The organism is Methylomonas subterranea, from assembly GCF_024505185.1.
GTDB lineage: Bacteria > Pseudomonadota > Gammaproteobacteria > Methylococcales > Methylomonadaceae > Methylomonas > Methylomonas subterranea.
Genome location: NZ_JANIBJ010000009.1, coordinates 1 through 23,857 on the forward strand (window position 1 = coordinate 1; position 23,857 = coordinate 23,857).

The 23,857-nt window shown below is 55.6% G+C and carries 25 protein-coding genes; 9 read left to right on the forward strand and 16 right to left on the reverse strand.

Going from position 1 to position 23,857, the window contains the following annotated elements; genetic code table 11:
- Positions 1-243 precede the first annotated feature (243 nt).
- The 16 genes from bamC to NP590_RS06180 all read right to left on the reverse strand — a co-directional run bounded on the left by bamC (position 244) and on the right by NP590_RS06180 (position 18,335).
- Positions 244-1,065 carry an NlpB/DapX family lipoprotein gene (bamC, locus tag NP590_RS06105; protein WP_256601391.1) on the reverse strand — a complete coding sequence of 274 codons (822 nt, stop codon included), beginning with the start codon at positions 1,063-1,065 and terminating at the stop codon, positions 244-246.
- A gap of 2 nt (positions 1,066-1,067) precedes the next feature.
- A complete protein-coding gene (gene dapA / locus NP590_RS06110) occupies positions 1,068-1,943 on the reverse strand; it encodes a 4-hydroxy-tetrahydrodipicolinate synthase (protein WP_256601392.1) in 876 nt (291 codons plus the stop codon).
- 98 nt (positions 1,944-2,041) lie between these two features.
- A complete protein-coding gene (locus NP590_RS06115; RefSeq protein ID WP_256601394.1) occupies positions 2,042-2,746 on the reverse strand; it encodes a phosphatase PAP2 family protein in 705 nt (234 codons plus the stop codon).
- 1 nt (position 2,747) lies between these two features.
- A complete protein-coding gene (locus NP590_RS06120) occupies positions 2,748-4,271 on the reverse strand; it encodes a glycosyltransferase family 39 protein (RefSeq protein ID WP_256601396.1) in 1,524 nt (507 codons plus the stop codon).
- A 7-nt stretch (positions 4,272-4,278) separates the two neighbouring features.
- Positions 4,279-6,024 (reverse strand): single-stranded-DNA-specific exonuclease RecJ, encoded by a 1,746-nt coding sequence (gene recJ, locus NP590_RS06125; RefSeq protein WP_256601397.1) that lies wholly within the window; start codon positions 6,022-6,024, stop codon positions 4,279-4,281.
- A 54-nt stretch (positions 6,025-6,078) separates the two neighbouring features.
- Positions 6,079-7,173, reverse strand: coding sequence for a threonine synthase (gene thrC, locus NP590_RS06130; protein ID WP_256601398.1), 1,095 nt, complete (start codon positions 7,171-7,173; stop codon positions 6,079-6,081).
- Positions 7,174-7,176: 3 nt separating this feature from the next.
- Positions 7,177-8,487: a homoserine dehydrogenase gene (locus NP590_RS06135; protein WP_256601399.1), complete on the reverse strand. Its 1,311-nt coding sequence runs from the start codon at positions 8,485-8,487 to the stop codon at positions 7,177-7,179.
- A 36-nt stretch (positions 8,488-8,523) separates the two neighbouring features.
- Complete coding sequence (gene alaC, locus NP590_RS06140; RefSeq protein ID WP_256601400.1) at positions 8,524-9,708, reverse strand: alanine transaminase; 1,185 nt, start codon at positions 9,706-9,708, stop codon at positions 8,524-8,526.
- A gap of 132 nt (positions 9,709-9,840) precedes the next feature.
- Positions 9,841-11,133, reverse strand: a complete 1,293-nt coding sequence (locus tag NP590_RS06145; protein WP_256601401.1) for an adenylosuccinate synthase — start codon at positions 11,131-11,133, stop codon at positions 9,841-9,843.
- A gap of 28 nt (positions 11,134-11,161) precedes the next feature.
- Positions 11,162-12,373, reverse strand: coding sequence for an ATP phosphoribosyltransferase regulatory subunit (locus tag NP590_RS06150; RefSeq protein ID WP_256601402.1), 1,212 nt, complete (start codon positions 12,371-12,373; stop codon positions 11,162-11,164).
- A gap of 72 nt (positions 12,374-12,445) precedes the next feature.
- Positions 12,446-13,300 (reverse strand): protease modulator HflC, encoded by an 855-nt coding sequence (gene hflC / locus NP590_RS06155; protein WP_256601403.1) that lies wholly within the window; start codon positions 13,298-13,300, stop codon positions 12,446-12,448.
- A 1-nt stretch (position 13,301) separates the two neighbouring features.
- Entirely contained in the window at positions 13,302-14,492 is a 1,191-nt protein-coding gene (gene hflK, locus NP590_RS06160) for an FtsH protease activity modulator HflK (RefSeq protein ID WP_256601405.1), read from the reverse strand.
- A gap of 150 nt (positions 14,493-14,642) precedes the next feature.
- The gene (gene hflX / locus NP590_RS06165) at positions 14,643-15,908 is read right to left on the reverse strand and encodes a ribosome rescue GTPase HflX (RefSeq protein ID WP_256601407.1); all 1,266 of its coding nucleotides are present in this window, start codon (positions 15,906-15,908) and stop codon (positions 14,643-14,645) included.
- Between the two features lie 11 nt (positions 15,909-15,919).
- Positions 15,920-16,162 carry an RNA chaperone Hfq gene (hfq, locus tag NP590_RS06170; protein WP_256601408.1) on the reverse strand — a complete coding sequence of 81 codons (243 nt, stop codon included), beginning with the start codon at positions 16,160-16,162 and terminating at the stop codon, positions 15,920-15,922.
- 258 nt (positions 16,163-16,420) lie between these two features.
- Entirely contained in the window at positions 16,421-18,085 is a 1,665-nt protein-coding gene (gene ettA, locus NP590_RS06175) for an energy-dependent translational throttle protein EttA (RefSeq protein ID WP_256601411.1), read from the reverse strand.
- Positions 18,086-18,152: 67 nt separating this feature from the next.
- Entirely contained in the window at positions 18,153-18,335 is a 183-nt protein-coding gene (locus tag NP590_RS06180; protein WP_256601414.1) for a hypothetical protein, read from the reverse strand.
- A 100-nt stretch (positions 18,336-18,435) separates the two neighbouring features.
- Between NP590_RS06180 and NP590_RS06185 the strand changes: the two genes are divergently transcribed.
- From NP590_RS06185 to NP590_RS06225, 9 genes are all read left to right on the forward strand, one after another.
- Positions 18,436-18,894: a DUF5658 family protein gene (locus NP590_RS06185; protein ID WP_256601415.1), complete on the forward strand. Its 459-nt coding sequence runs from the start codon at positions 18,436-18,438 to the stop codon at positions 18,892-18,894.
- Between the two features lie 62 nt (positions 18,895-18,956).
- The gene (locus tag NP590_RS06190; protein WP_256601417.1) at positions 18,957-19,673 is read left to right on the forward strand and encodes a TatD family hydrolase; all 717 of its coding nucleotides are present in this window, start codon (positions 18,957-18,959) and stop codon (positions 19,671-19,673) included.
- On the forward strand, positions 19,666-20,424 hold the full coding sequence (locus NP590_RS06195; protein ID WP_256601419.1) for a tRNA threonylcarbamoyladenosine dehydratase: 759 nt from the start codon (positions 19,666-19,668) through the stop codon (positions 20,422-20,424). Before NP590_RS06190 ends, NP590_RS06195 begins: the two co-directional genes overlap by 8 nt.
- Positions 20,417-20,812, forward strand: a complete 396-nt coding sequence (locus NP590_RS06200; RefSeq protein WP_256601420.1) for a hypothetical protein — start codon at positions 20,417-20,419, stop codon at positions 20,810-20,812. Before NP590_RS06195 ends, NP590_RS06200 begins: the two co-directional genes overlap by 8 nt.
- 29 nt (positions 20,813-20,841) lie before the next feature.
- Complete coding sequence (locus NP590_RS06205; protein WP_256601421.1) at positions 20,842-21,789, forward strand: class I SAM-dependent methyltransferase; 948 nt, start codon at positions 20,842-20,844, stop codon at positions 21,787-21,789.
- A 35-nt stretch (positions 21,790-21,824) separates the two neighbouring features.
- The gene (locus NP590_RS06210) at positions 21,825-22,070 is read left to right on the forward strand and encodes a TOBE domain-containing protein (protein ID WP_256601422.1); all 246 of its coding nucleotides are present in this window, start codon (positions 21,825-21,827) and stop codon (positions 22,068-22,070) included.
- 7 nt (positions 22,071-22,077) lie between these two features.
- Positions 22,078-22,623, forward strand: coding sequence for a YgjV family protein (locus NP590_RS06215; RefSeq protein WP_256601423.1), 546 nt, complete (start codon positions 22,078-22,080; stop codon positions 22,621-22,623).
- Positions 22,624-22,878: 255 nt separating this feature from the next.
- Positions 22,879-23,097, forward strand: a complete 219-nt coding sequence (locus NP590_RS06220; RefSeq protein ID WP_305888619.1) for a cold-shock protein — start codon at positions 22,879-22,881, stop codon at positions 23,095-23,097.
- A 285-nt stretch (positions 23,098-23,382) separates the two neighbouring features.
- Complete coding sequence (locus NP590_RS06225) at positions 23,383-23,745, forward strand: SirB2 family protein (RefSeq protein WP_256601424.1); 363 nt, start codon at positions 23,383-23,385, stop codon at positions 23,743-23,745.
- The last annotated feature ends 112 nt before the right edge of the window (positions 23,746-23,857 follow it).

Genomic DNA, 23,857 nt, shown 5'->3' on the forward strand with positions numbered 1-23,857 from the left:
CTCCTTGCGGGAGAGGGGGCTTTTGCGACACCCTCCCTTGAGGGTTGGGAGTGATGGGGTGAAAACCAATAAACTATTATTTTATTTACCCTCATCCTAACCTTCTCCTTTATGCCCCGCGGGTGCGGCGGGAGAAGGGACTGATAGGCTTTGACGACAAACTCATCCATGCGGGACTGACGGCACCCCGGCGAATAAGGCGGTCCCGGAGCGAGGCATGACTTGCGGAATAATCAAGGCCGCTTAGTCGTGTGCGGCCGGATTTTCGGTGTTTTCCGCCGGTTGCTGGCCGGTGGCGGGTTGCGCCGGCACTTCGGGCTCATCGTTCTGATCGACCGCCTGATTGATACCTTCGGTAATCAGTTTCAACAAGGCGTTGGCGGCGGGGCTGGACAGATTTTTGCCTTGCTCGTCCTGCACGGTGACTTCGCTGGTTTGCGGTCCAAGCCCCCGCACGCTGATGCGGTATTCCTGTTCCCGGCTCGGATCGTCGCCGAACAGAAAATTGAATTCGTCCCAGATGCTTTCGTCCTTGACCTGAACCGCGTCCGGATCGTATTTGACGTAAAAATAGCCTTTGTCGATATTGCGCTCGACGATCTCGACTTTTTTCCGGGTCAAAGCCCGGCCCACCATGCGGGTCGCCGGCATCTTGGCTTGATCGATTTGCAAACTGCTGGCGCCGGCCGGCGCCGAGGCCTCGGTTTGCGCTTCGGCGTTGGTCTCGGCGGCTGCGGGTTCGGACGGCTCTGTTTTGCTTGCGCCAACGCCATGGTTATCCGGACGGTCTTGCGCGACATCGGCCTCCGCGCCGGTTTCCGGATTGGCCGCGGCGGATGCGGAAACCGGGCCGGCTTCGTCGGCCGATGCCGCGGGTTCAGCCGTGGCCACGCGCTCCAAGCCCTTGTTTTTCAGGTCGTCGGGAATGATCAATTCCGGAATTTCCGAGGTGAATTGATAATCCCTCTCCTTGTCGGGAAACCAGCTCTTGATGGTGCCGCAGGCCGAAAGTCCGCACAGGATCAAACCGCCGGCCATCCCGCGCTGCATGCTGTTTTTATTCATGGTTACAAAACGCCGGCTTGCTGCATGGCGGCGCGGACCGGCGGGACGCAGTCTTCGCTCAACCAAGTCAAAGGCAGGCGGATGCCCTTACCCATCAGGCCCATTTCCGCCACCGCCCATTTCACCGGAATCGGATTCGATTGAATAAACAGGCTGTCGTGCAAGCCGGCCAATTTGGCATCCAAGGCCTCGGCGCTCGCCCGGTCGCCGCGCAAGGCGGCGGCCAGCATCTCGCGCAGCAAGCGCGGTGCCACGTTACCCGTTACCGTGATACTGCCGTTACCGCCCAACAGGCAAAATTCCAGGCTGCTGGCGTCGTCGCCGGTATACAAGGCGAAATCGTCACCGGTCAGCGCGCGAATTTGCCGGACCCGCTCCAGTTTGCCGGTGGCTTCCTTGACGCCGACGATATTACGAATGCGGGACAGGCGGCCGACGGTTTCCGGCAACAAGTCGCAGCCGGTTCTGCCGGGAACGTTGTATAGAATCTGCGGAATATCCACCGCCTCGGCCACGGCTTTATAATGCCGGTACAAGCCTTCCTGAGTCGGTTTGTTGTAATACGGCGTCACCAGCAAACAGGCATCGGCGCCGGCCTGCTTGGCGCGCTGGGTCAGGCGTATCGCTTCGCGGGTGCAATTGGCGCCGGTCCCGGCAATCACAGGCATGCGGCCGGCCACGTAATCGACCACCGTTTTGATGGCTTGGCAATGTTCGTCTTCGTCCAAGGTGGCCGATTCGCCGGTGGTGCCCACCGCGACCAGCGCATCCGTACCTTGCTCGACATGAAACTCCACCAACTTTTTCAGACTCACGTTGTCCACCGCGCCGTCTTCAGTCATCGGGGTTACCAGAGCAACGATACTACCTTGAATCATGCACATCTCTCGTCAAAATTTTTCCAAAAACAGCGGCCATTATAACAAGCTCACCGGTAAAACCCAGCGCGTTATATCCGGCTTGCCGGCCGGCGGTCTCAGGGGATGCGGTCCGAAACGGCATGCCCCATGCTTTTACGCACAAACCAGCCGTAGTAGAGGGCGTAGGCCACCAGAAACACTAGATAGCCCGACCATAAAATATCCGAAACGAAATGGCCTCCCGCCGTCATGCGGGTAAATCCCATGGTCCAGGCCAAGGCCAGCGTCAGCACGAAATACAGCACCTTATGATTTTGCGACAAAAAATACAGCACAAAAAAACCGTATCCAACCGAACAATGTCCGCAGACAAAGGATTTGTCCGGTGTCCGGCCCAATTTCAGCGGCGGCACATAAACGTACTGGCCACCGAACTGCTCGATGTGTACCGGTCTCGGCCGGCCCCAATGATCCTTGACGATCAGATTGACCAGCAAGCCCGGCCCGATTGCAATCACTAGCAGGATGTACAGCGCCCTTCTGCGAAAGCGCCGGGTAAAACTGTGAAAATGGCCGCTGACAAATACCGTCAGGGCCGACAACCCGGCAATTACCGTGAACGGAAAAGCGTAGTCGTAAAGCACCTTCAACAGGCCCCAATGTTGATACGGCCAATCGGCCAGCGCATGCCCGGGATGATAAAAAAGCGCGGCCAGCCGCATGTCCAGATCGGTCAGCCAAAACAGCAAGGTCGTGAAAGCAGCCAGCGACAGTAATACCGCCAATTCGGTCCTGGCTCTTCTGATGGTTTGATGCGGCATGTCACTCCTTGTTGAAAGCCAAGCGGGCCGGCTCCGGCCACGCTGTCAGATTTTCGCCCAGGTAAATATAATAAGGCGAAGCGGGTTTATTGGGATTGGCCACTTGCGCAACGAAACGAAAGCGGACGAAGGCATCCTTCAGAGCTTGCGGCAAGGTGTCTTCCGGCCTTTCGCCGACTATGAAGGCATTTTTGCCGATATATCGTTCCGGCCCCGGCCATACTTCGTACTGGCTCATGATCAGGCCGGATTCTTCATAACGGTAAACTTGCGGGTGGTCCGGCAGATAAAAACCCAGCTGGCTGGCCAGATAGCGGTGCCCCAGGGCCACGATAAACGTATCGCTAAGCCTCCCTGGCTGGGCGCTCAATCGTTCGTTGTGCACGCTGACGGCCAGTTCCCGCCAGCTTTCGAAGCGTTTGGTCGGATCCCAGGCCGTGCCCTTCAGAGCAGACACTTGCAGCAGCAGTGGCAGCACATAGGTCATGCCCACCAACATAAAGCCGAAACCCAAGGCAAATTTAACGGTTTTCCGCCAGGCACCCACCGCCCAACGGCCGGCCAGCAAAATCAATCCGCTGAAATAAAACGGCATGGGCCAATTGCCCTGGACTTTTTGCAGCAAACTCAACAGCAGGACAGCCAGCAACAGCAGCGGCCCCATCAGCCATAAAAACCGTTGTTCCGCATCGAGACGCCTGAAACCCCAGGCATCGCGCAAACCGGTCCATATCACTAACAAGCAGATCACGGGCGACAGCAGCAACAGCTGGTACAGCATGAAGTCGCGCGCATGACTGAAATGCCGGCCCAGATCGGCGGCCCGATCCGAACCGAAATGCCCCTTGCTATGGCCGAACATGACCCAGTCATGCTGTTGGTTCCACCACAAAATGGGCGCGGCGGCCAACACCATGGGCAGCAAATACAACCAATATTGGCGCTTTAAACAATGTCGGCGCGACGGGTCGCCGGCCAAAAACACCAGCAGCAGAATCGGCAGGGCGATAGCCGCCTGCTTGCTCAACAAGGCGGCGGCGCTGGCGCAACCCGCCCACAACCAGGCGCGCGCATCGCCATCGAACAAGGCCCGGCGCAAATAATACAAGGCCATGATCCAGAAGCAATACAGGGGCGGATCGATGGTCATCAAAAAATTCGCCAGCACGTTGATAGGCGTGGCCAGCATCAGCAACAAAGCCATGGCTGCGGCGCGGGCGCCGTAAAATGCCTTGGCCGTGGCATGAAAATAAGCCAGAAACACCGTCCCCAACACCAGCGTGGGCAAGCGCACCACGGCCGTATAGTCGCCGAACAACCAGGTGGCAATGCCTATCAACCAAGCCACCATGGGCGGCTTGCTGTAATAACACCAATCCGGCCGCCGCGACCAGTCCCAGTAGTAACTTTCGTCGCCGATCAGGTTCAAATCGCTGCCGAACAGGAAGCCGCCGCGCAACAGCAACAGCGCAAGCAACACGATAAACAGATGGCCATCGACCCAGCGCAAGATTCTTTCCAACATATCGGCGCTACTCCAGTTTTTCCAGATATTGCAACTGCAATTGCACGGCGCGTTGCCCGCGATATTCGTTGACATCCAGCTTGTATACCGCCTTGACCTTGCGGCAACCCAGCCACAGCTCCGGCTTGTCGGCAAAAAAAGCGATGGCGTCGATCAACAGACTGCTGAAAGGCAGCTTCAACACGAACTTCAGGTGCTGCCTGCCGACGACCCGGCATTGATAGACATCGAATACCCCGTCGAAGGCCGGCTCCGGAAAGGCCTGCCCCCAAATAGCGGCCTGCTGTAGCTGTTCGGCGAATGCCAGTGTTAGATGCCCTGGGTCCAGTTGACCGTCCGACCAGGCTTTTTGCTCCAGATCGACCTGCGTCAATCGGGCGGCCACCGCATCGGCGAACAACAAGGCAAAATGCGGATAATCGTGCAGTTTGATCGTCAAGCCGGCCGCCATGGCATGACCGCCGAACTTGCTCAACAATTGCGGGTGGCCGGCGGCAATATCGCTCAGCACGTCGCGGATGTGCACGCCATTGATGGAACGGGCCGAGCCTTTCAGTTCGCCGTTTTCCGCCGGCGCGAAGGCAATCACCGGCCGATGCAATCTGTCCTTGATCCGCGAAGCCAGGATGCCGATGACGCCCTGGTGCCAGTTGGCATCGTACAAACACACGCCCGCCGGCACATGCTGTTCGTCCAGCGCCTTCATGTCCGCCAGCAAGGCCATGGCCTCGTTTTTCATTTGGCCCTCGACCTCCTTTCTGTCCTGATTCAGGGCGTCGAGTTGCGCGGCAATCTCTTTCGCCAAATCGGCGTCCGTAGTCAGCAGGCATTGGATACCCAGGGACATATCGTCCATGCGTCCGGCGGCATTCAAGCGCGGCGCAATGGCAAAGCCCAAATCGGCGGCGTGGATATTGGCTAGCTGGCGGCCGGAAATTTCCGCCAGGGCTTTGATGCCGCATTGGCATTGTCCCGAGCGTATACGCAACAAGCCCTGATGCACCAAAACCCGGTTGACGTGATCCAACGCCACCACATCGGCCACCGTACCCAGCGCCACGTAATCGAGCAATTGCGCCAGATTGGGTTCCGCCAATCCGTTCTTTTCGAACCAATGCAGCTCCCGCAACCGTATCCTTAAGGCCATCAACACATAAAACATCACCCCCACCCCGGCGATATTGCCGCTGGGAAATTTGTCTTCCGGCAAATTGGGATTGACGATGGCATCGGCGGCGGGCAATTCATGGCCGGGCAAATGATGATCGGTAATCAGCACCGCCATGCCGGCGGCCTTGGCGGCCTTGACGCCTTCGATGCTGGAAATGCCGTTATCCACGGTCAGGATGATATCGGGACGCTGCTGCTTGACCAGTTCGACGATTTCCGGCGTCAGACCGTAACCGTATTCGAAGCGGTTGGGCACCACGAAATTCAGATTCCGCATCCCCAGCAAGGCCAGCCCCTTGATGGCCAGCGCGCAACTAGTGGCGCCGTCGGCGTCGAAATCGGCCACCACCGTCAAGGCTTTTTGCTGTTGCAGCGCGCCGATCAAGTGTTCCACCATGCCCTGCATGCCGCTCAATAGCCAGGGCGAAGGCAATTTGGCCAGAGAGCGCTCGAGTTCGTCCGCTTGCCGTATGCCCCGGCTGGCGAAAATACGCTGCAAAACCGGATCCAAATCGCCCAGCTGGACTGCTCCAGACAATTGCGGCCGTTGCGCTATAACTTTTTTAACGCCTTGCAGATACATATCGGGCTATAAAAAAGCCGGCAACCGCCGGCTTTGAAATCGTCATTCCGTTAATTACATATTATCCAGAATGGCTTTTTTGACCGCATCCAAGGTGGCTTCTATGGTCACCGGATGGGCGTCCCGGCATTGGCTGATGGCGATGTCCGGGTCCTTGATGCCGTTGCCGGTCAGGGTGCAGACGATGCGGCTGCCCTCGGGAATCTTGCCGCTGCCTATATCCTGCAGGGCGCCGGCCAGAGAAGTCGCCGAAGCCGGTTCGCAGAATACGCCTTCGTATTGCGACAGCATTTTTTGCGCCGCCAGAATTTGCTGGTCGGTTTGCGAATCGAACCAGCCGCCGGACTCCCGTTGCGCCTTCCAGGCCAGATCCCAGGATTGCGGATGGCCGATGCGAATGGCGGTGGCCACGGTCTCCGGATGATCGATCATTTTACCGGCCACGAACGGCGCCGCGCCGGCGGCCTGATAACCGCACATGACGGGGCGCGTGGCGGCCACGGCCGGCAACCCCGGCTGGTCTTGCGCGTATTCGGTGTAGCCCATCCAGTAGGCGGAAATGTTGCCGGCGTTGCCGACCGGCAAACAGTGATAATCCGGCGCCCCGCCCAGCTCGTCTATGATTTCGAAGGCGGCGGTTTTCTGCCCTTGCAGGCGGAACGGATTGATGGAATTGACGATGGCAACCGGCGCATGGTCGGCAATTTGCTTGACGATATTCATGCCGGCATCGAAATTGCCGTTGATCTGAATGATTTGCGCGCCGTACATCAGGGTTTGCGCCAATTTTCCCAAGGCGATCTTGCCTTCCGGGATCAACACGAAGGCCTTGATGCCGGCGCGCACCGCATAGGCGGCGGCCGAGGCCGAGGTGTTACCGGTCGAGGCGCAGATTATGGCTCGACTGCCCTCTTCCACCGCCTTGGTGACCGCCATGGTCATGCCGCGGTCCTTGAAGGATCCGGTTGGGTTCAGGCCCTCGAATTTGACGAAAATCTCCACATCCTTACCGATCAGGCGCGGAATGTTCTCCAGTCGGATCAGCGGAGTATTGCCTTCGCATAGGCTGATCAAGCGGGTGTCGGCGGATACCGGCAGACGGTTGCGGTAGCGTTCGATGAGTCCGGTGTAACGTTGTTGTGTTGCCATTTATTATCCTAAAGTTTCCAGGCGAATGCGGGCGACCTTGCCGGTGACGGTTGCCAAGGCCTCGATTTCGGCCATCGCCGCGTTCATTTCTTTTTCCAGGGTCTGCTGCGTCAGCATGATGATGGGCACCGATGATTCGCCGGCCGGCGGCTCTTTCTGAATCAGCGCTTCAATGCTGATTTGATGCGCGGCCAGAATGCGAGTCACATCGGCCAGCACGCCGGGCTTGTCTTCGGCGGTCAGGCGCAGGTAATAAGCAGTGTGGATATCGTCGGCGGGCAATACCGGCGTATCGACCAGTGCATTGGCCTGAAAAGCCAGATGCGGCACGCGGTTTTCCGGGTCGCTGGTCATGGCCCGCACCACATCCACCAGATCGGCCACCACGGCGGAAGCAGTGGGCTCGGCGCCGGCGCCGGCGCCGTAATAAAGCGTCGGCCCCACCGCATCGCCGCATACCAGCACCGCATTCATGACGCCGTCGACATTGGCGATCAAGCGGCGCTTAGGGATCAGGGTCGGATGCACGCGCAGTTCGATACCGGTGTCGGTCTTGCGGGCGATACCCAGGTTTTTGATCCGATAGCCCAGCGCTTCGGCGTATTCGACATCCAGGCGGGTAATGTTGGTGATGCCCTCGGTGAAGACCTTGTCGAACTGCAGCGGAATGCCGAAGGCAATCGAGGCCAGTATGGTCAGTTTGTGGCCGGCGTCTATGCCTTCCACGTCGAACGTGGGGTCGGCTTCGGCATAACCAAGGGCTTGCGCCTCTTTTAATACCTCATCGAAATCGCGACCCTTGTCGCGCATCTCGGTGAGAATGAAATTGCCTGTACCGTTGATGATGCCGGCCAGCCATTTGATGCGGTTGCCGCTCAAACCTTCGCGAATGGCTTTGATGATGGGGATGCCGCCGGCCACCGCCGCCTCGAACATCACCATGACGCCCTTGCGGCTGGCTTCGGCGAAAATCTCGTTGCCGTGCAGGGCAATCAAGGCCTTGTTGGCGGTCACTACGTGCTTGCCGTTGGCAATCGCGGTCATCACCAGCTGTTTGGCCAAGTCATAACCGCCGATCAGTTCCACCACCACGTCGATCTCGGGATCGTTGACGATTTCAAACGGATCGGCCGTCAATGCCATGCCTTGGGTGTCGCAAATGCGCGGTTGAGTCAGATGCCGCGCGGAGGCCCGGCTGACCAGGATTTCCCGCCCGGCCCGGCGGGCGATTTCCTCGGCATTCCTTTTCAGTACGTTGACGGTGCCGCCGCCGACGGTTCCCAATCCTAAAACCCCAACTTTTACCGGCTTCAAACCCGACTCCTAGCGCTAAAACAAAAATGCGCGCAATTATACAACGTTGTCTTTCTTCAGCATATTACGGATACTGCGCAAGGCCTGCCGGGTTCTGTGCTCGTTTTCGATCAGGCTGAAGCGGATATGATCGTCGCCGTGCTGGCCGAAACCGATACCCGGCGACACCGCCACCTTGGCGTCGATAATCAACTTTTTGGCGAATTCGATGGAGCCCATTTCCCGATAGGCCGCCGGAATCTTGGCCCAGACAAACATGGTGGCCCTGGGTTTTTCCACATGCCAGCCCATGGCGTTCAGGCCGTCGCACAGCACGTCACGTCTGGCCTTGTACATGTCGCAAATTTCCTTGACGCAATCCTGCGGGCCTTCCAGCGCGGTAATCGCCGCCACCTGTATCGGCGTAAAGGTACCGTAATCCATGTAGGATTTGATGCGGGTCAAGGCGGCCACCAAGGTCGGATTGCCGCACATGAATCCCACTCGCCAACCCGGCATGTTATAACTTTTGGACAAGGAGAAAAATTCGACAGCGATGTCCTTGGCGCCTTCCACCTGCAGGATGGACGGTGCCACGTAGCCGTCGAACACGATGTCGGCGTAGGCAATATCGTGGACGATCCAGATATTGTGTTCCTTGCAGATCGCCACTACTTTCTCGAAGAAATCCAGCTCCACGCATTGGCAGGTTGGATTACCGGGAAAGTTCAGAATCAGCATCTTCGGCTTGGGCCAACATTCGGCGATGCCTTTCTGCAATTCTTCAAAAAAGTCGGTGCCGGGCGTCAAGGGCACATGGCGAATATCCGCGCCGGCAATCACCACGCCGTAGGGATGAATCGGATAGGCCGGGTTAGGCACCAATACCACGTCACCCGGACCCAAGGTCGCCAGCGCCAGATGCGACAGGCCTTCCTTAGAGCCGATGGTGACGATGGCTTCGCTGTTAAAATCCAGATCGACGTCGAAACGGTTTTTATACCAACTGCAAATCGCCTTGCGCAAGCGAGGTATGCCCTTGGAAACCGAATAGCGGTGAGTGTCGTCGCGTTGCGCCACTTCCAGCATCTTGTCGAGAATATGCTTGGGAGTCGGCTGATCGGGATTGCCCATGCCGAAATCGATCACGTCCTCACCCTCGGCTCGCGCCTTGGCTTTCAGCTCATTGACGATGTTGAATACATAAGGCGGGAGGCGGCTGATACGGTGAAATTCTTCCATTAATGACTCTTGGGACTCGGGATTGAAGACGACTTACAAGAAAGCCGGCTAAGGTACTGTTGTTATTGGTGGTTGTCAATTTGAACGGCGGGATGGAGGCGCCGTGGCTTGCGCCTCCGCCAACCCGCAATCTCAAGCAAACGGGCTTTCCAGCACGATGGTTTCGTTACGGTCGGGACCGGTGGACAAAATGCTGACCTTGACGCCGACCAGTTCCTCGATGCGGGCGATATAAGCTCGGGCATTGTCCGGCAAACGGTCGAATTCGGTAATGCCGGCCGTGGTGCCCGACCAACCCGGCAGTTCTTCTATCACCGCTTCGCAGGCCTCGTATCGATCCGCGCCCAAGGGGGCGGTTTCGGTGATTTTGCCATCGATTTTATATGCCGTGCAGATGCCGATTTTATCCAAGCCGTCGAGCACATCCAGCTTGGTCAGACAGATGCCGCTCAAACTGTTCAACAAGGCCGACTTGCGCATGGATACCGCATCGAACCAGCCGCAGCGGCGTTTACGTCCGGTGGTGGCGCCGAACTCGTGACCCTTAACGCCCAAATGTTCGCCGTAACTGTCGAACAATTCGGTCGGAAAAGGCCCGTTGCCGACCCGGGTGGAATAAGCCTTGGTGATGCCCAACACGTAATCGATGGCCAAGGGCCCTACCCCGGCGCCGGTGGCCGCGCCACCCGCCGTGGTATTTGACGAGGTGACATAGGGATAGGTACCGTGATCGATATCCAGCAACGCGCCTTGCGCGCCCTCGAACAGGATGTTGCTTCCTTGCTGCTGGAAAGCCGACAACTCTTCGCCCACATCGGTCAACATGGGCTTGATCGATTCGCCCAGCTCCAGGGTTTTCCGCAAAATTGTCTCGTAATCCACCGGCTGGGCATGGTAATAATTCACCAGCATGAAGTTGTGATATTCGACCAATTCCTTCAAACGCTTGGCGAATTCCTCGCTATTCAACAAATCGCCGGCCCGCAAGCCGCGTCTGGCCACTTTGTCTTCATAAGCGGGGCCGATGCCGCGACCGGTGGTACCGATGGCTTTATCGCCGCGGGCCTTCTCCCGCGCCTGATCGATAGCCACGTGTACCGGCAATATCAGAGCGCAGGCTTCGCTGATTTTCAGCCGGTTCCTGACCGGCACGCCGGAATTTTCCAGAATGGCGATTTCCTTCAGCAAGGCTTCCGGACACAACACCACGCCGTTACCTATCATGCATTGCACGCCTTCGCGTAATACGCCCGACGGAATCAGATGCAATACGGTTTTTTCGCCGTTGATGACCAAGGTATGGCCGGCGTTATGGCCGCCCTGAAACCGCACCACGGCGGCGGCTTGTTCGGTCAATAAATCGACCAGTTTGCCCTTACCTTCGTCACCCCATTGCGTGCCGATGACAACTACATTTTTTCCCATAGCTTTTCCAATCTAAAATAAATTCTTTTTACCCGCGCGGCCCGGCGGAATGATCGGCCAAGGGCTTGATCACCCATTGCCTATCGTTTTTTTCCAGCACGGCGGAACAACCCATCTCCGCCGCCGTCCCCTGCTGACCGGGCAGTTGTTGTACCACCCGGCTGCCGGTCGCGCGCAAATCCCGAATGACTTGCGACAAATCGCTGTCGTCCAAGGCTGGCGCGAACACGGTTTGTCGAGCCGTATCGACAGCGCCATCGAATAAGGACGCCAATACTTTCAAATCCGCGCTGAACCCGGTAGCCGGACGGGCGCGGCCGAACACCGCGCCGATATTGTCGTAACGGCCGCCGCGGGCAATCTCCCTGCCCACGGTGGGCACGAAAGCCGCAAACACCATGCCGGTGTGGTAATGATAACCGCGCAATTCGGCCAGATCGAAACTGACGGTCAGGGCCGGGTAATCCCGTTGCAATTTGCCGGCGATGCTTTGCAAATCGCTCAGCGCGGCGCTAATCACTGGGTTGCCGACAGCCAAAATACCGGCCGCCGTAGCTAGGACTTCCACCCCGCCGTTCAATTTAGGCAAGGCATTGAAAATCGCCTTGAACTGTTCCGGCATGGCAAATTGATCCACCCATTCGGCAAGCTCGGTCCTGGCCTTGCGTTGCAGGATATCGAACAACTCGGCTTCTTGCCGCTGGTTCAGGCCGGCTTGCTCGACCAAGGCGCGGTAGATGCCCACATGCCCCATGTCCAGATGCACGTTTTGCACCCCGCTGATGGCCAGCATCTCCAGCATCAGCCTTATCACTTCATAATCGCTTTCTATCCCGGCATGACCATAGAGTTCGGCACCGATCTGCATCGGGCTGCGGGTTTTTTCCAGCGGATCGCCCACGGTATGCAGTGTGGTACCGGCATAGCAAAGCCGGGTCGGCCATTCGTGCTTGAGGTTGTGCGCATCCATGCGCGCCACTTGCGGCGTCATGTCCGCCCGCACACCCAGCATCTCGCCGCTCAACTGATCGGTCAATTTGAAGGTTTGCAAATCCAGATCGTGCCCCGAGCCGGTCAGCAGCGAATCCAGATAATCCACGAAAGGCGGTATGACCAGTTGGTAGCCCCAGCAATCGAACGTATCCAGCAAGTTGCGTCTCAGGCCTTCCAGGCGCGCCGCCTGCTCCGGCAATATTTCCGTGATACCTTCCGGCAACAACCAGGAGTCTTTTTTTTGCATTTTCTTAGTCCCAATCGCAGAAAACGCCCCACTAAGCGGAGCGTTTTCTGCCGCATTACACAATGATGAATCTTATTTTTGGTGCTTGAAGAATTTGAAGAAATCCGAATCGGGTTCCAATACCATGATGTTGCCGGATTTGCCCAGACTCTGTCTGTAGGCAATCATGCTGCGGTAAAAGGCATAGAAATCCTGGTCTTCGCCGTAAGCCTTGGCAAAAATATCGGCGGCCTGGGCATCGCCCTCACCGCGCAAGACCTCGGAATCCCGATAAGCATTCGCCAGAATGATTTCGCGCTGCTTGTCGGCATCCGCCCGGATGCGTTCGGCCGCTTCCGAACCTTGCGAACGGAATTCGCGCGCAACCCTGGCCCGCTCGGCCTCCATGCGTTGATAAACGGAACTGCTGACTTCATTGGGCAGGTCGATACGCTTGACCTGTACATCGACGATGTTGATACCCAATTTCAGGGCATGCGGCGATACGTTGGTAATCAGGGTTTCCCGAATGGCGCTACGGTCGGTAGACACCAGCTGCTTGATTTCGCGCTTGCTGAATTCGCTTCTGAAAGAATCCTTGATGATTTGATCCAGCCGGATATTGGCTTGACCGACATCGCCGCCCACGGAGGTGTAAAAGGTCTTGACATCGGCTATGCGCCATTTAACGAACGAATCGACGATGACATTCTTCTTTTCCGCGGTCAGGAATCGCTCGGGCGTCGCATCCATGGTCAGGATGCGGGCATCGAACTTCTTCACATTGTTGATTAAGGGAATTTTGAAATGAATTCCGGGCTTGAAATCCACGGCGACAATTTCGCCCAACTGAAACTTGATGGCCCGCTCGGTTTCGGTCACCGTAAATATCGACATTGACAGCACTACGATCAGCGCGCCTACCGCAACGACAATTTTATTCCCCATCTTAGCGTCCTCTCACATCGCGCTCGCGGGCCGAAGCACGCACGTCGCTTTTTATCTCTCTGACCGGAGACGATACCACCGGCGCCGATTCGTGACTGACGGGAGCGGCAACCGCTTCCTCGACCGATCGGTTGGTCATTTTGTCCAATGGCAGGTACATGATGTTGTTACCGCCCTTGACGTCCACCAACACATTGTTGGAACGTCCCAACACGGATTCCATGGATTCGATGTACATGCGCTGTTTGGTGACGGCCGGGGCTTTTTTATATTCGACCATCAATTGCGAGAAGCGGCTGACATCACCCGTTGCCTCGGCGATGACCTTGACCTTGTAACCTTCCGACTCCTGCACGATACGCGATGCGGCACCCCTGGCTTTCGGCACCACATCGTTGGCGTAGGCCTCGGCTTCGTTGATCAGGCGTTGTTTGTCTTCGCGCGCGCGGATGGCGTCTTCGAACGCCCCCTGCACCTGCTCCGGAGGCTGAGCATCCTGCAGATTGACACTGGTGACCAAAATACCGGCCTTGTATGCATCCATGACGGCTTGAATTTCTGATTTGATCGCCTGCACGATTTCGCTACGACCTTCGGTCAACACGAAGTCCATGTTGCTGGCACCGATCACGCCGCGCTGGACACTTTCGGTAACCTGCTTAAGAGTGGAGTTGGGATCCAGTACATTGAAGGCGTAATCCTTGGCGTCCTTGACCTGATACTGCACGGCCAGCCGCACATCGACGATATTTTCGTCCTTGGTCAGCATCATGGCTTCCTTGGGCACGGAACCCATGGCTTGGCCGCTACCGGAGCGATACCCCACCTCTATGAAGCGTTGTTGCTCGACGTTGATCACTTGCACCTGTTCGATGGGAGCGGGAATATGCCAATTCAGGCCGGGATTGGTGGTTTCGACAAAAGCGCCGAAGCGAGTCACAACCCCGCGCGTGCCTTCGTCAACGGTGTATAGCCCGCTAAGACCCCATAATACGACCACACCGGCGCCGATATAGGCCAAACCCTTCATCGCGGAGCCGTCGGAACCGCCGCCACCGGAACGGCCACCGAAAATGCCGCCCAGTTTGTCCTGCAAAGAGCGAATCACTTCGTCCAGATCGGGTGGACTGTTTTGATTGTTACGACCACTCCAGGGGTCATTTTTATCACCACCGGGTTCATTCCAAGACATACCAAACACTCCAATTGGATTGTAAACTTTAATTTTTGTCGAACGACTGAAAACTACCTTGATTTTTCAGCAACGCAAAGGTCGATATTCTATAGCAATTTCAAAAATACCGGGGAACTAACTGGGCCTTGACCTCGCCAGCCGGCACGGCTACAGCACTTCCTCGACTCTGATATCCTTGAGCAGACCAAGATTTTTTTTATCGATTTCAATGGTCAATTCGCAATCGCCCTGGTCGTTGACGGTTTCATCGATGAATCGCACCATGCCGAACCATTTGGCTTTGATCCCGGCCTGACTGGCGGGCAGAAAACATTTTCTGATGATTTTGCCGCCGGCAAAAAACATGCACAAGGCCTGTTGCAGCAAATCGAGGCCCGCGCCGGTTTGAGCGGAAATCCAGACATTCACCGGCATGCCCCGGTCGTCGTAATCGATATGCGGCAGCACGCCATCCAGCAAATCGATTTTATTGAATACGCGCAATTGCGGAATTTTACCGGCCTCTATATCGTCCAGCACCTGATTGACCTGAAAAATGGTGTCGTCCCGGTCTTCCGCGTGAGCATCGATCACATGCAATAACAGGTCGGCTTCACTGGCTTCCTGTAAAGTGGAGCGAAACGCGGCGATCAGTTCATGCGGCAAATGCCGGATAAAACCCACCGTATCCGCCAACACCACTTCCCCGCCCTGGCCCAGAGGCAGGTTTCGCAAGGTCGGATCCAGCGTGGCAAACAGTTGATCCGCCGCGTAAATGTCGGCGCCGGTCAGGCTGTTGAATAAGGTTGACTTGCCGGCATTGGTATAACCCACCAACGACACGGTTGGAACTTCGGCTTTTTTACGCTTGCCGCGTCCCTGGTGCCGCTGCTTTTGCACTTTTTCCAACCGCTGCTGAATTTGCTTGATCCGCACCGCCAGCAGACGTCTGTCGGTTTCCAATTGGGTTTCGCCGGGTCCGCGCAAACCGATACCGCCCTTTTGCCGCTCCAAGTGGGTCCAGCCGCGAATCAAGCGGGTAGACAGGTGCTTAAGTTGCGCCAATTCGACCTGCAACTTACCTTCGAAGCTTTGGGCGCGCTGGGCAAAAATATCCAAAATCAGACCGTTTCTATCCACCACCCGCACTTCCAGGGCTTTTTCCAGATTGCGCTCCTGGCTGGGAGACAGCGGATGGTTGACGATAACAATGTCCGCTTGCTGTTCAACGACAACGGTTTTGATTTCATCCAGCTTGCCCTTGCCGACAAAATATTTCGGGTCGGGCTTGTGCCGGCTGCCGGTCACGACATGAATGGGCTGCGCGCCCGCAGATTTGGTCAGTTCTTTCAGCTCGTCGAGGTCTTCCTGCCCGACTTGCAAATTCAGGTGGACGAGAACCGCCCGTTCACCCGCATCGGGACGTTCAAACAAACAAAAACCTCTTAAGTTTCATCAGCGGCATCGGCATCGCGATGCATGTTGACATTCTTGCTGGGAACGATAGTGGAAATGGCGTGCTTATAAACCATCTGATTGACGGTATTTTTCAGCATCACCACATATTGATCGAACGAATCGACCCGGCCTTGCAGCTTGATACCGTTGACCAAAAAAATCGACACAGGCGTATGCTCTTTTCTCAGGGCATTCAAAAAACTATCCTGCAAATTTTGTGCTTTCGACATCCTCTTTCTCCTTATTATTGTTCAGGCTGCGGCTATACATTACCTGCTAAACCTGTTGATTTCAACACACTATCACCGGGGCCAATCCCCGCACTGTAAATCTGAGTTGGGGCGCGGCAAAATAATTCAAGCGCGGGCGGGTTTTTAAGGCAATTTTGCTTAATGCCGCCTAAATGCCACCCTTGGCATCCTCTCGAACCCCGGAGGCCCGCGCCGCAATCACGAAGCACGGACCACGGAGATAAAGCCGCGACCCGTTCAGCCGATTTTTTTGTACTTGATACGACGCGGATTATCGGCATCGGTTCCCAAGCGGCGATGCCTGTCTTCTTCGTAATCGGCATAATTGCCCTCGAACCAGACCACTTCACTGTCGCCTTCAAAAGCCAGAATATGCGTGGCAATCCTGTCCAGAAACCAGCGGTCATGCGAGATCACCACCGCGCAGCCGGGGAAGGCCAACAAGGCTTCTTCCAGTGCCCGCAAGGTTTCGACGTCCAGGTCGTTGGTCGGTTCGTCCAGCAACAATACGTTGCCGCCGCTTTTCAACAATTTGGCCAGATGCACCCGATTGCGCTCGCCGCCGGACAATTCGCCGATGCGCTTTTGCTGATCGGCGCCCTTAAAATTGAAGCGGCCCAGATAGGCCCGTGACGGGGTTTCGTATTTACCCACCGTGATCACATCCAAACCATCCGAGACTTCCTCCCAAACGGTTTTGTTGTTATCCATGTCGTCGCGCAGCTGGTCGACATAAGCCAGTTGCACGGTCTGACCGATGGTGATCTGCCCCGAATCCGGTTTCTCAAATCCCGCCATCATGCGGAACAAGGTGGTTTTACCGGCCCCGTTCGGGCCGATAATGCCAACGATACCGCCAGGCGGCAGTTTGAAGCTGAGATTGTTGATCAACAAACGCTCGCCGAAACCCTTGCTGATAGTATCGGCTTCGATAGCCACATCGCCGAGCCGCGGTCCGGGCGGAATATATATTTCCTGAGTCTCGTTGCGTTTTTGTACTTCAACCGACGACAGCTCTTCGAAGCGGGCCAGACGGGCCTTGCTTTTGGCGTGCCGGCCCTTGGGATTGGAACGCACCCACTCCAATTCGGCCTTCATGGCTTTTTGGCGGGAAGACTCCTGCTTCTCCTCCAACTCCAGGCGTTTTTCCTTTTGCTCCAACCAGGAAGAATAATTACCTTCCCACGGAATGCCCATGCCGCGATCCAGCTCCAGAATCCAGCCGGCCACGTTGTCGAGGAAATACCTGTCGTGCGTCACGGCAACCACGGTGCCGGTGTAATCGTGCAGGAAGCGCTCCAGCCAGGCCACCGATTCGGCGTCCAGATGGTTGGTCGGCTCGTCCAGCAGCAACATATCGGGTTTGGACAGCAACAAGCGGCATAAAGCCACCCGCCGCTTCTCGCCGCCGGACAGTTTGGTGACGTCGGCATCCCAATCCGGCAAACGCAAGGCATCGGCGGCAATTTCCAGTGTGCGATCCAGATTGTGTCCGTCACAGGCATTGATAATATCTTCCAGCTTGGCCTGTTCGGCGGCCAGTTTGTCGAAATCCGCGTCCGGATCGGCATAAGCGGCATATACCGCGTCGAGTTGCGCCAGCGCGTCCTTTATGGGCTGCACGGCCTCTTCTATATTGCCTCGCACGGTTTTATTAGGATCGAGTTGCGGCTCCTGCGGCAAATAACCGATGTTGATGCCTTTTAACGGAATTGCCTCGCCTTCAATTTCCTTATCGACCCCGGCCATGATACGCAGCAGCGTGGATTTACCCGAGCCGTTCAAACCCAACACGCCTATTTTGGCGCCGGGGAAAAACGATAGGGAAATGTCTTTAAGAATGTATTTCTTGGGCGGCACGATCTTGCCGACCCGGTTCATCGAAAATATGTATTGCGCCATTGGTTTTCGGTTTAAAGAAAATAAACTCGCATTATACCGCGCTGCCGCAAAATTCAAGGCCGCATTTTTAGCGCAGTCCATTGAAGCCGCGGAACTTGGCCTTCATCCCCTCGCGTAAAAACCCAATAGGCTTTGCAATTGTTTTGAACGACTCATAAAGCATCGATACGAACCGCCAAGGCTTGTCACGGTTTACCGACAACCCCGGCGCGGTAACAGATAACGGCAAAAAAAGTTTGACCGTCGTCAATATTTCACCAGAAGCCGGCTTTTAATCAAACCGAAAATTAGGAAAAAGCGGCTTTTTGGTTTAAGTTGGAGTCGACATCGATAACTTCGGGAGCAGTGTCATGAAAGCTGAAATATTCCGCCCGTTCAAAACCGCCGGTCTGGTCTTGGCCAACGCCGCGCAAGGTTTTGTATCGCCCCTTCGATGTCTGTGCTTTTGTAGCCGCGGCTCCAAAACCGTCATCCTTGGCATGGAACCCAGGCAGCTCAGATATTTGCTCAACACCTCCCTAATTCTGTTGTTTGCCTTGCTGCACGCCGCCGACGGCATCATCACTTATTTCGGTCTCAAGTTTAACTACGCGGCGGAAGCCAACCCGGTGCTGCTGTTTTTCGCCAGCACCATGGGCTTGGGCTTGTCGATTTTCGCCCTCAAACTGTTGTGCATGGAATTCATCGCCGTGGTTTATTTCGCCCGGCGCAATATCGGCAGTTGCTGGGGCACGGCTACTTTATTCAGCGCCGACGCCTTTTACAGCTGGGTAGTCAGTAACAATGTGCTGCTGGTGCTCGGCACCTGAACACACAGTTGTAAGGCTACGCGCTCGCGTCCCGAGATTCGCGGGGGCATAATGACGCCACCATGCCCTCGCAGAACCATTTTCCACTCCCGGCCGGAACACCGATCGATATTCATTGCCATCGGTATCGCGCCGGCGGCGGTCTGCAAATCTTGAGCCTGGATACGCACGAACTGCTTCACTCCCGCAATCAAAATCCAATAGAGTGCATTCCCGACGACTGTTATTTCAGCCTGGGCATACACCCCTGGTTTATAGACCGCCAGGACATGGAAACCGCTTGCAAAACCCTGGATGCCCTTCAACACCATCCCCAACTGCTGGCGTTCGGCGAATGCGGCCTGGATAAGTGCATAGCGACGCCCATGGTTAGGCAAATCCAACTATTCAGCCGCCAGCTCGAACTGGCCGAGCGCATCGGCAAGCCGGTCATCATCCACTGCGTAAGGGCTCATGCCGAACTATTGCAGCTAAAAAAAAGCATTTCGCCCAGCCAAGCCTGGATCCTGCATGGCTTCAGCGGCAAACCCGCGTTGGCCGCGCAACTGATAGAACACGGCTGTTACTTGTCGTTCGGCAAAGCCTTGCTGCAAAGCGACGCACGGGTACAGCAAACCTTAGTCAGCGTACCCATCGAGCGGCTTTTTTTGGAAACCGACGCGGCAGACGCGTCTATTGAGACAATCCATGCCGCCGCGGCTACAATACGCAGCCTTGACCCCGCGGATTTGTGCCGACAAATCCATCGTAACTTTTTAAGCGTGTTTCTCGATGACTGATTTAAGCTGGCTTTCCCGCACCGAACTACTGATTGGCGACAGCAAACTCGAACGCCTGCAAAAATCCCACGTGCTGGTGGTCGGCATGGGCGGAGTGGGTTCGTTCGCGGCCGAATTCATTTGCCGGGCCGGTATCGGCCAGATGACCATCGTCGACGGCGACGTGGTGGAAAACAGCAACCGCAACCGCCAGTTGCCGGCCCTGGCGACCACGATAGGCCAATCCAAGGCCGACGTGATGGGCGAACGCTTGTTGGCCATCAATCCGGATTTGCGATTGAGCGTAAAGCACGAATTCATCACCCCGGACAGCGCCGCCGAACTGCTTCAAACGAATTACGATTACGTCATCGACGCCATCGACAGCCTGACGCCGAAAATTCATTTGATCCGCGCCGCCAAGGCCCGCAAACTAAAAATCATCAGCTCCATGGGCGCCGGCGGCAAACTGGATCCGACCCATCTGAAAGTAGTGGATATCTCCAAGACTTATAACTGCCCGTTTGCCCAATTCATTCGTATCCGGCTGCGCAAGCACGGCATCAGCCGAGGCGTCAAGGTAGTGTTTTCGCCGGAAGTCGTCAACAAGGATTCCTTGATGTATACCGACGGCAGCAATTACAAAAAATCAGCCTACGGCACCATTTCCTATTTGCCGGCCGCATTCGGCGGGGTCTGCGCCTCGGTGGTGGTGCGCAATTTAATCCACGAAGCCGCTCACGCGGAACCCAAACCCGCCCAACATGACTGACTATAAACCCGAACATACCAATATGACGCTTTTGGCCAGCGGCAAAAGCAGCCGCCTGCAAGCCATGCGTCAAAAAAGCATGCATTCCCCGGCCGCCGCCGCGAATGTCACCGTATCCGGCCCCACGCCGGCCGAAGAAGCCACGAATCCGCACTGGCTATTGGCTCGACAGTTGATAGACCGGCGCCTAGCGGAAATATTGGCGGCTTTTCCGCCCGGCAGGCAGCGCAGTCTTTTTAAAATCCGCTACGGCCTCGATCCCGACCATCTCAAGCAACAGCCCATTCGACACATCGCCAAGTTGCTTAAAATTCAACACCCCTTGTTTACCGATCCGCGCGGCGATCAAAAGGAGGCACTGGAACTGACTTATAATCACCCAGCCTGACCGATCCATTTCGCGACACAGCCAACCGCTTGCCGCCTCAACTCCAGCAAACCATGATTTACACCATAGAACCGAACCGGGATTACCGCGATTTTACCCAAGCCACCCAAGACGGCAAACCCGATCAGGCGATCAGGGCCGACGCCACCCGCCATTACGACGAATGTTACCGCGACTACCTGTTTGCCTGGTGCAATAGCGATAATCTGGCCTTGCATTACGGGTACTGGGACCAAGCCGGCCCATACCGGCAACATCAGGCTTTATTGAACAAGAACCAGATTTTATACGACAAAGCCGGCATCAGGCCCGAAGATAACGTCCTGGACGCCGGCTGCGGAATCGGCGGTAGCAGCATCTGGATGGCCAAACGCCACGGCAACCGGGTTACCGGCATTACCATCAGTGCCCGGCAAGCCGATTACGCCCGTCAGCACGCCGATAGACACGGTGTAGCGGATTCAACCCGCTTTGAAGTGGCGGATTTCTGCCTAACGCCGTTTACCGAGGCTTCCTTCGACGTTGTGTGGGCCTTGGAAAGCTCTTGCCACGCCTTGAACAAGGCCGATTTTTTGCGCGAAGCGTGGCGGGTCTTGAAACCCGGCGGACGCATCGTGGTCTGCGACGGGTTTTTACTGCAGCGCGAGTTCAATGCGCGGCAATGGCAAGCGGTGCTGACCTGTTTAAACGGCTGGGCCGTTCCCAACTTGTGTTCGCGGGATGAATTCAGCCAATTATTGAATCAACAAGGGTTTGCCGAGATTGATTGCCACGATATTACCGCCCAAACCCTGCCCTCTGCCGATTACATGTATAAAGTGGCCAAGCGCCTGCAACCGCTGCAAAAAATCAGTCAATGGCTGGGCCTGCGCACGCCGGCCCAAACCGCCAACTACTTGGTCGGTTTGGCTCAACACCAGTTGTTCAGTGAAAATCTGACCGAATACTTGATATTTACCGCTCAAAAACCCGGCTAATCGGCCATGCCGACCGTACCACCGCCCCTCTGGGTTTGCCGAAAGCCGACTTGCGCTTGGCCGGCATGCTGATAGGCTATTTCCTGGCCGATAATCGCCTTCCCCGCAGAGTGCTTCGGATACAACAGGACGAACTGGAGGCGGAAGTGATGGTGTTACTGGCGGACGAGGAAACCCTGACAGTACCGTGCAATCCTCAAGGCGTTGCCGATATGGGTATGAATCCCGGACAAGACTTGTGGGTTATTTTTAACAGCAATTCCCCCTATGTTGGGCCTTAAAAACTGATTGGACCTTTCTATCTCCAGCATAAGCCGACTGGCCGGCGCCATAAATCCGGCCCTACTTGCCTACCTGGTCGGCACGGTTGGTATTTTGCTCGAATGGCGCTCTTATTATTTACCGAGCGGCAAGGAGTTTCGCCGCTGGTCGGCCATGGGCGCATTGTTATGGGCATTGCAGTATATGTTGCTGGGAGCCTGGACGGCCGGATTGAACATGGCTGTTACGGCGTTCAGAACGGTGCTGTCCGGCCTGCAACCGGAAAGTTTTTTCAAACACGCTTCGGTTGCCGGCTTTATATCGATTTTTTCCGCTTTAACTTACATGTCCTGGCAGGGTTACATTTCCCTGCTGCCGGCCTTTGCCGTCATCAACACCACCCTGGCCCTGTACTATCTAAACAATCGCAACATGCGCATCGCCCTATTGGCATCCAGCATGGCCTGGATAATCAACGACATATATTGGCAGGCCTGGACAGCCTTGCTCGCCGAAAGCGTGGCGATAGGCATCAATATTCGCACCATCCGCAAAATACTGTTAAATCAATAAACGAAAATTTTTGCCAATTTGGCTGTTATTAACGCGGCAAGGAAAATTATTTCCCCAAAACCGCATAATAAAATTGACAATGGCATTAATGAGCCTAGAATGGCCCCAGCTAGAAATTAAGTGTTACCAGTGTTTACCGATTCGAAGTCTCTTCAGTAGTTTTTTCGTCCTGTTTTTCATTTCGTAATTCCCGCATTTACCAGCTATATCCGCCTTTACTAAAGGCTCAATTACACTCTATATAGGACTCTTTTCATGTCTACTGCAATGACTACCGGTATCGTTAAATGGTTTAACGCTGACAAAGGCTTTGGCTTTATTGAACAAAAACAAGGCCCCGATGTTTTCGTACATTTCAGAAACATCCTGTCCGCCGGTAATGGCTACAAAACCCTGGACGAAGGCCAACACGTTCAATTCAAACTGGGCCGCGGCCCTAAAGGCCCGCAAGCCGAAGAAGTAACCACCATCTAATTTGATGAAAAGTTAGCCGCAATCCTGATACGTTCAGGGTTGCGGCTATTTTTTTGCCCGATGACCCGCCCGGGCCTTCACATCTTCCGGTTAGTGTTTCAAGCCACTTAGCACGCCATCCAGACAGCAACGAATCCTTCTCCAGAGATCATTCACCGCCACGGCTTGCGGATTTAGGGATGCACGATTATTGCGCATGGCAGCGGGAATAAGATTGGTTTTGCATGGATAGTGCCATTCGGCGTAGAGTATTCACAACACCAACCATCCAATCTGCCTATTATCATGCTTAAACATATACATCTTTTATTTGTCGCCCTTGCTGCCATCGGCTTTATCGGCCGGGTTGCCATGGCCCAATATCAACCGGAAATGCTACAACGAAGATGGATCAAGTTGTCGCCGCACATCTTGGCCGGCCTGTTACTGTTAAGCGGCATAGGCTTGGTTTTTCAGGGCGACTGGCTGGCCAATAGCTACGCCTGGATTGTGGCCAAATTAATCTTGATGTTTGTCTTCATCGGACTGGGCCTGATGACCATGCGCGAACAAGGCGAAAAACGCTGGATAGCCTTTGCCGCTGCATTGTTTTGCCTGTTTTATATCGTCAAGGTGGCTTTCGCCAAGCAAGTCTTCTTCTTTCTTTAACATCATTTTCAATCAGGGAGCGCCGGTATTTGCCCGGCACTCCCAATCACTGTCCTAGAACATCGCCGCTTTTCGCCGAAGTAAAACCCATTACGCAAAGACGGCATCTCTA

Bases quoted from the DNA above. Each gene is read 5' to 3' on its own strand.
- bamC (WP_256601391.1), bottom strand. From the start codon at position 1,065: ATGAATAAAAACAGCATGCAGCGCGGGATGGCCGGCGGTTTGATCCTG.
- NP590_RS06225 (WP_256601424.1), top strand. From the start codon at position 23,383: ATGCTTAAACATATACATCTTTTATTTGTCGCCCTTGCTGCCATCGGC.
- NP590_RS06120 (WP_256601396.1), bottom strand. From the start codon at position 4,271: ATGTTGGAAAGAATCTTGCGCTGGGTCGATGGCCATCTGTTTATCGTG.
- thrC (WP_256601398.1), bottom strand. From the start codon at position 7,173: ATGGCAACACAACAACGTTACACCGGACTCATCGAACGCTACCGCAAC.
- NP590_RS06190 (WP_256601417.1), top strand. From the start codon at position 18,957: ATGCCCTCGCAGAACCATTTTCCACTCCCGGCCGGAACACCGATCGAT.
- ettA (WP_256601411.1), bottom strand. From the start codon at position 18,085: ATGGCGCAATACATATTTTCGATGAACCGGGTCGGCAAGATCGTGCCG.
- NP590_RS06150 (WP_256601402.1), bottom strand. From the start codon at position 12,373: ATGCAAAAAAAAGACTCCTGGTTGTTGCCGGAAGGTATCACGGAAATA.
- NP590_RS06200 (WP_256601420.1), top strand. From the start codon at position 20,417: ATGACTGACTATAAACCCGAACATACCAATATGACGCTTTTGGCCAGC.
- NP590_RS06220 (WP_305888619.1), top strand. From the start codon at position 22,879: ATGTCTACTGCAATGACTACCGGTATCGTTAAATGGTTTAACGCTGAC.
- NP590_RS06115 (WP_256601394.1), bottom strand. From the start codon at position 2,746: ATGCCGCATCAAACCATCAGAAGAGCCAGGACCGAATTGGCGGTATTA.
- NP590_RS06145 (WP_256601401.1), bottom strand. From the start codon at position 11,133: ATGGGAAAAAATGTAGTTGTCATCGGCACGCAATGGGGTGACGAAGGT.
- recJ (WP_256601397.1), bottom strand. From the start codon at position 6,024: ATGTATCTGCAAGGCGTTAAAAAAGTTATAGCGCAACGGCCGCAATTG.
- NP590_RS06185 (WP_256601415.1), top strand. From the start codon at position 18,436: ATGAAAGCTGAAATATTCCGCCCGTTCAAAACCGCCGGTCTGGTCTTG.
- dapA (WP_256601392.1), bottom strand. From the start codon at position 1,943: ATGATTCAAGGTAGTATCGTTGCTCTGGTAACCCCGATGACTGAAGAC.
- hflC (WP_256601403.1), bottom strand. From the start codon at position 13,300: ATGGGGAATAAAATTGTCGTTGCGGTAGGCGCGCTGATCGTAGTGCTG.
- alaC (WP_256601400.1), bottom strand. From the start codon at position 9,708: ATGGAAGAATTTCACCGTATCAGCCGCCTCCCGCCTTATGTATTCAAC.
- NP590_RS06195 (WP_256601419.1), top strand. From the start codon at position 19,666: ATGACTGATTTAAGCTGGCTTTCCCGCACCGAACTACTGATTGGCGAC.
- hfq (WP_256601408.1), bottom strand. From the start codon at position 16,162: ATGTCGAAAGCACAAAATTTGCAGGATAGTTTTTTGAATGCCCTGAGA.
- hflK (WP_256601405.1), bottom strand. From the start codon at position 14,492: ATGTCTTGGAATGAACCCGGTGGTGATAAAAATGACCCCTGGAGTGGT.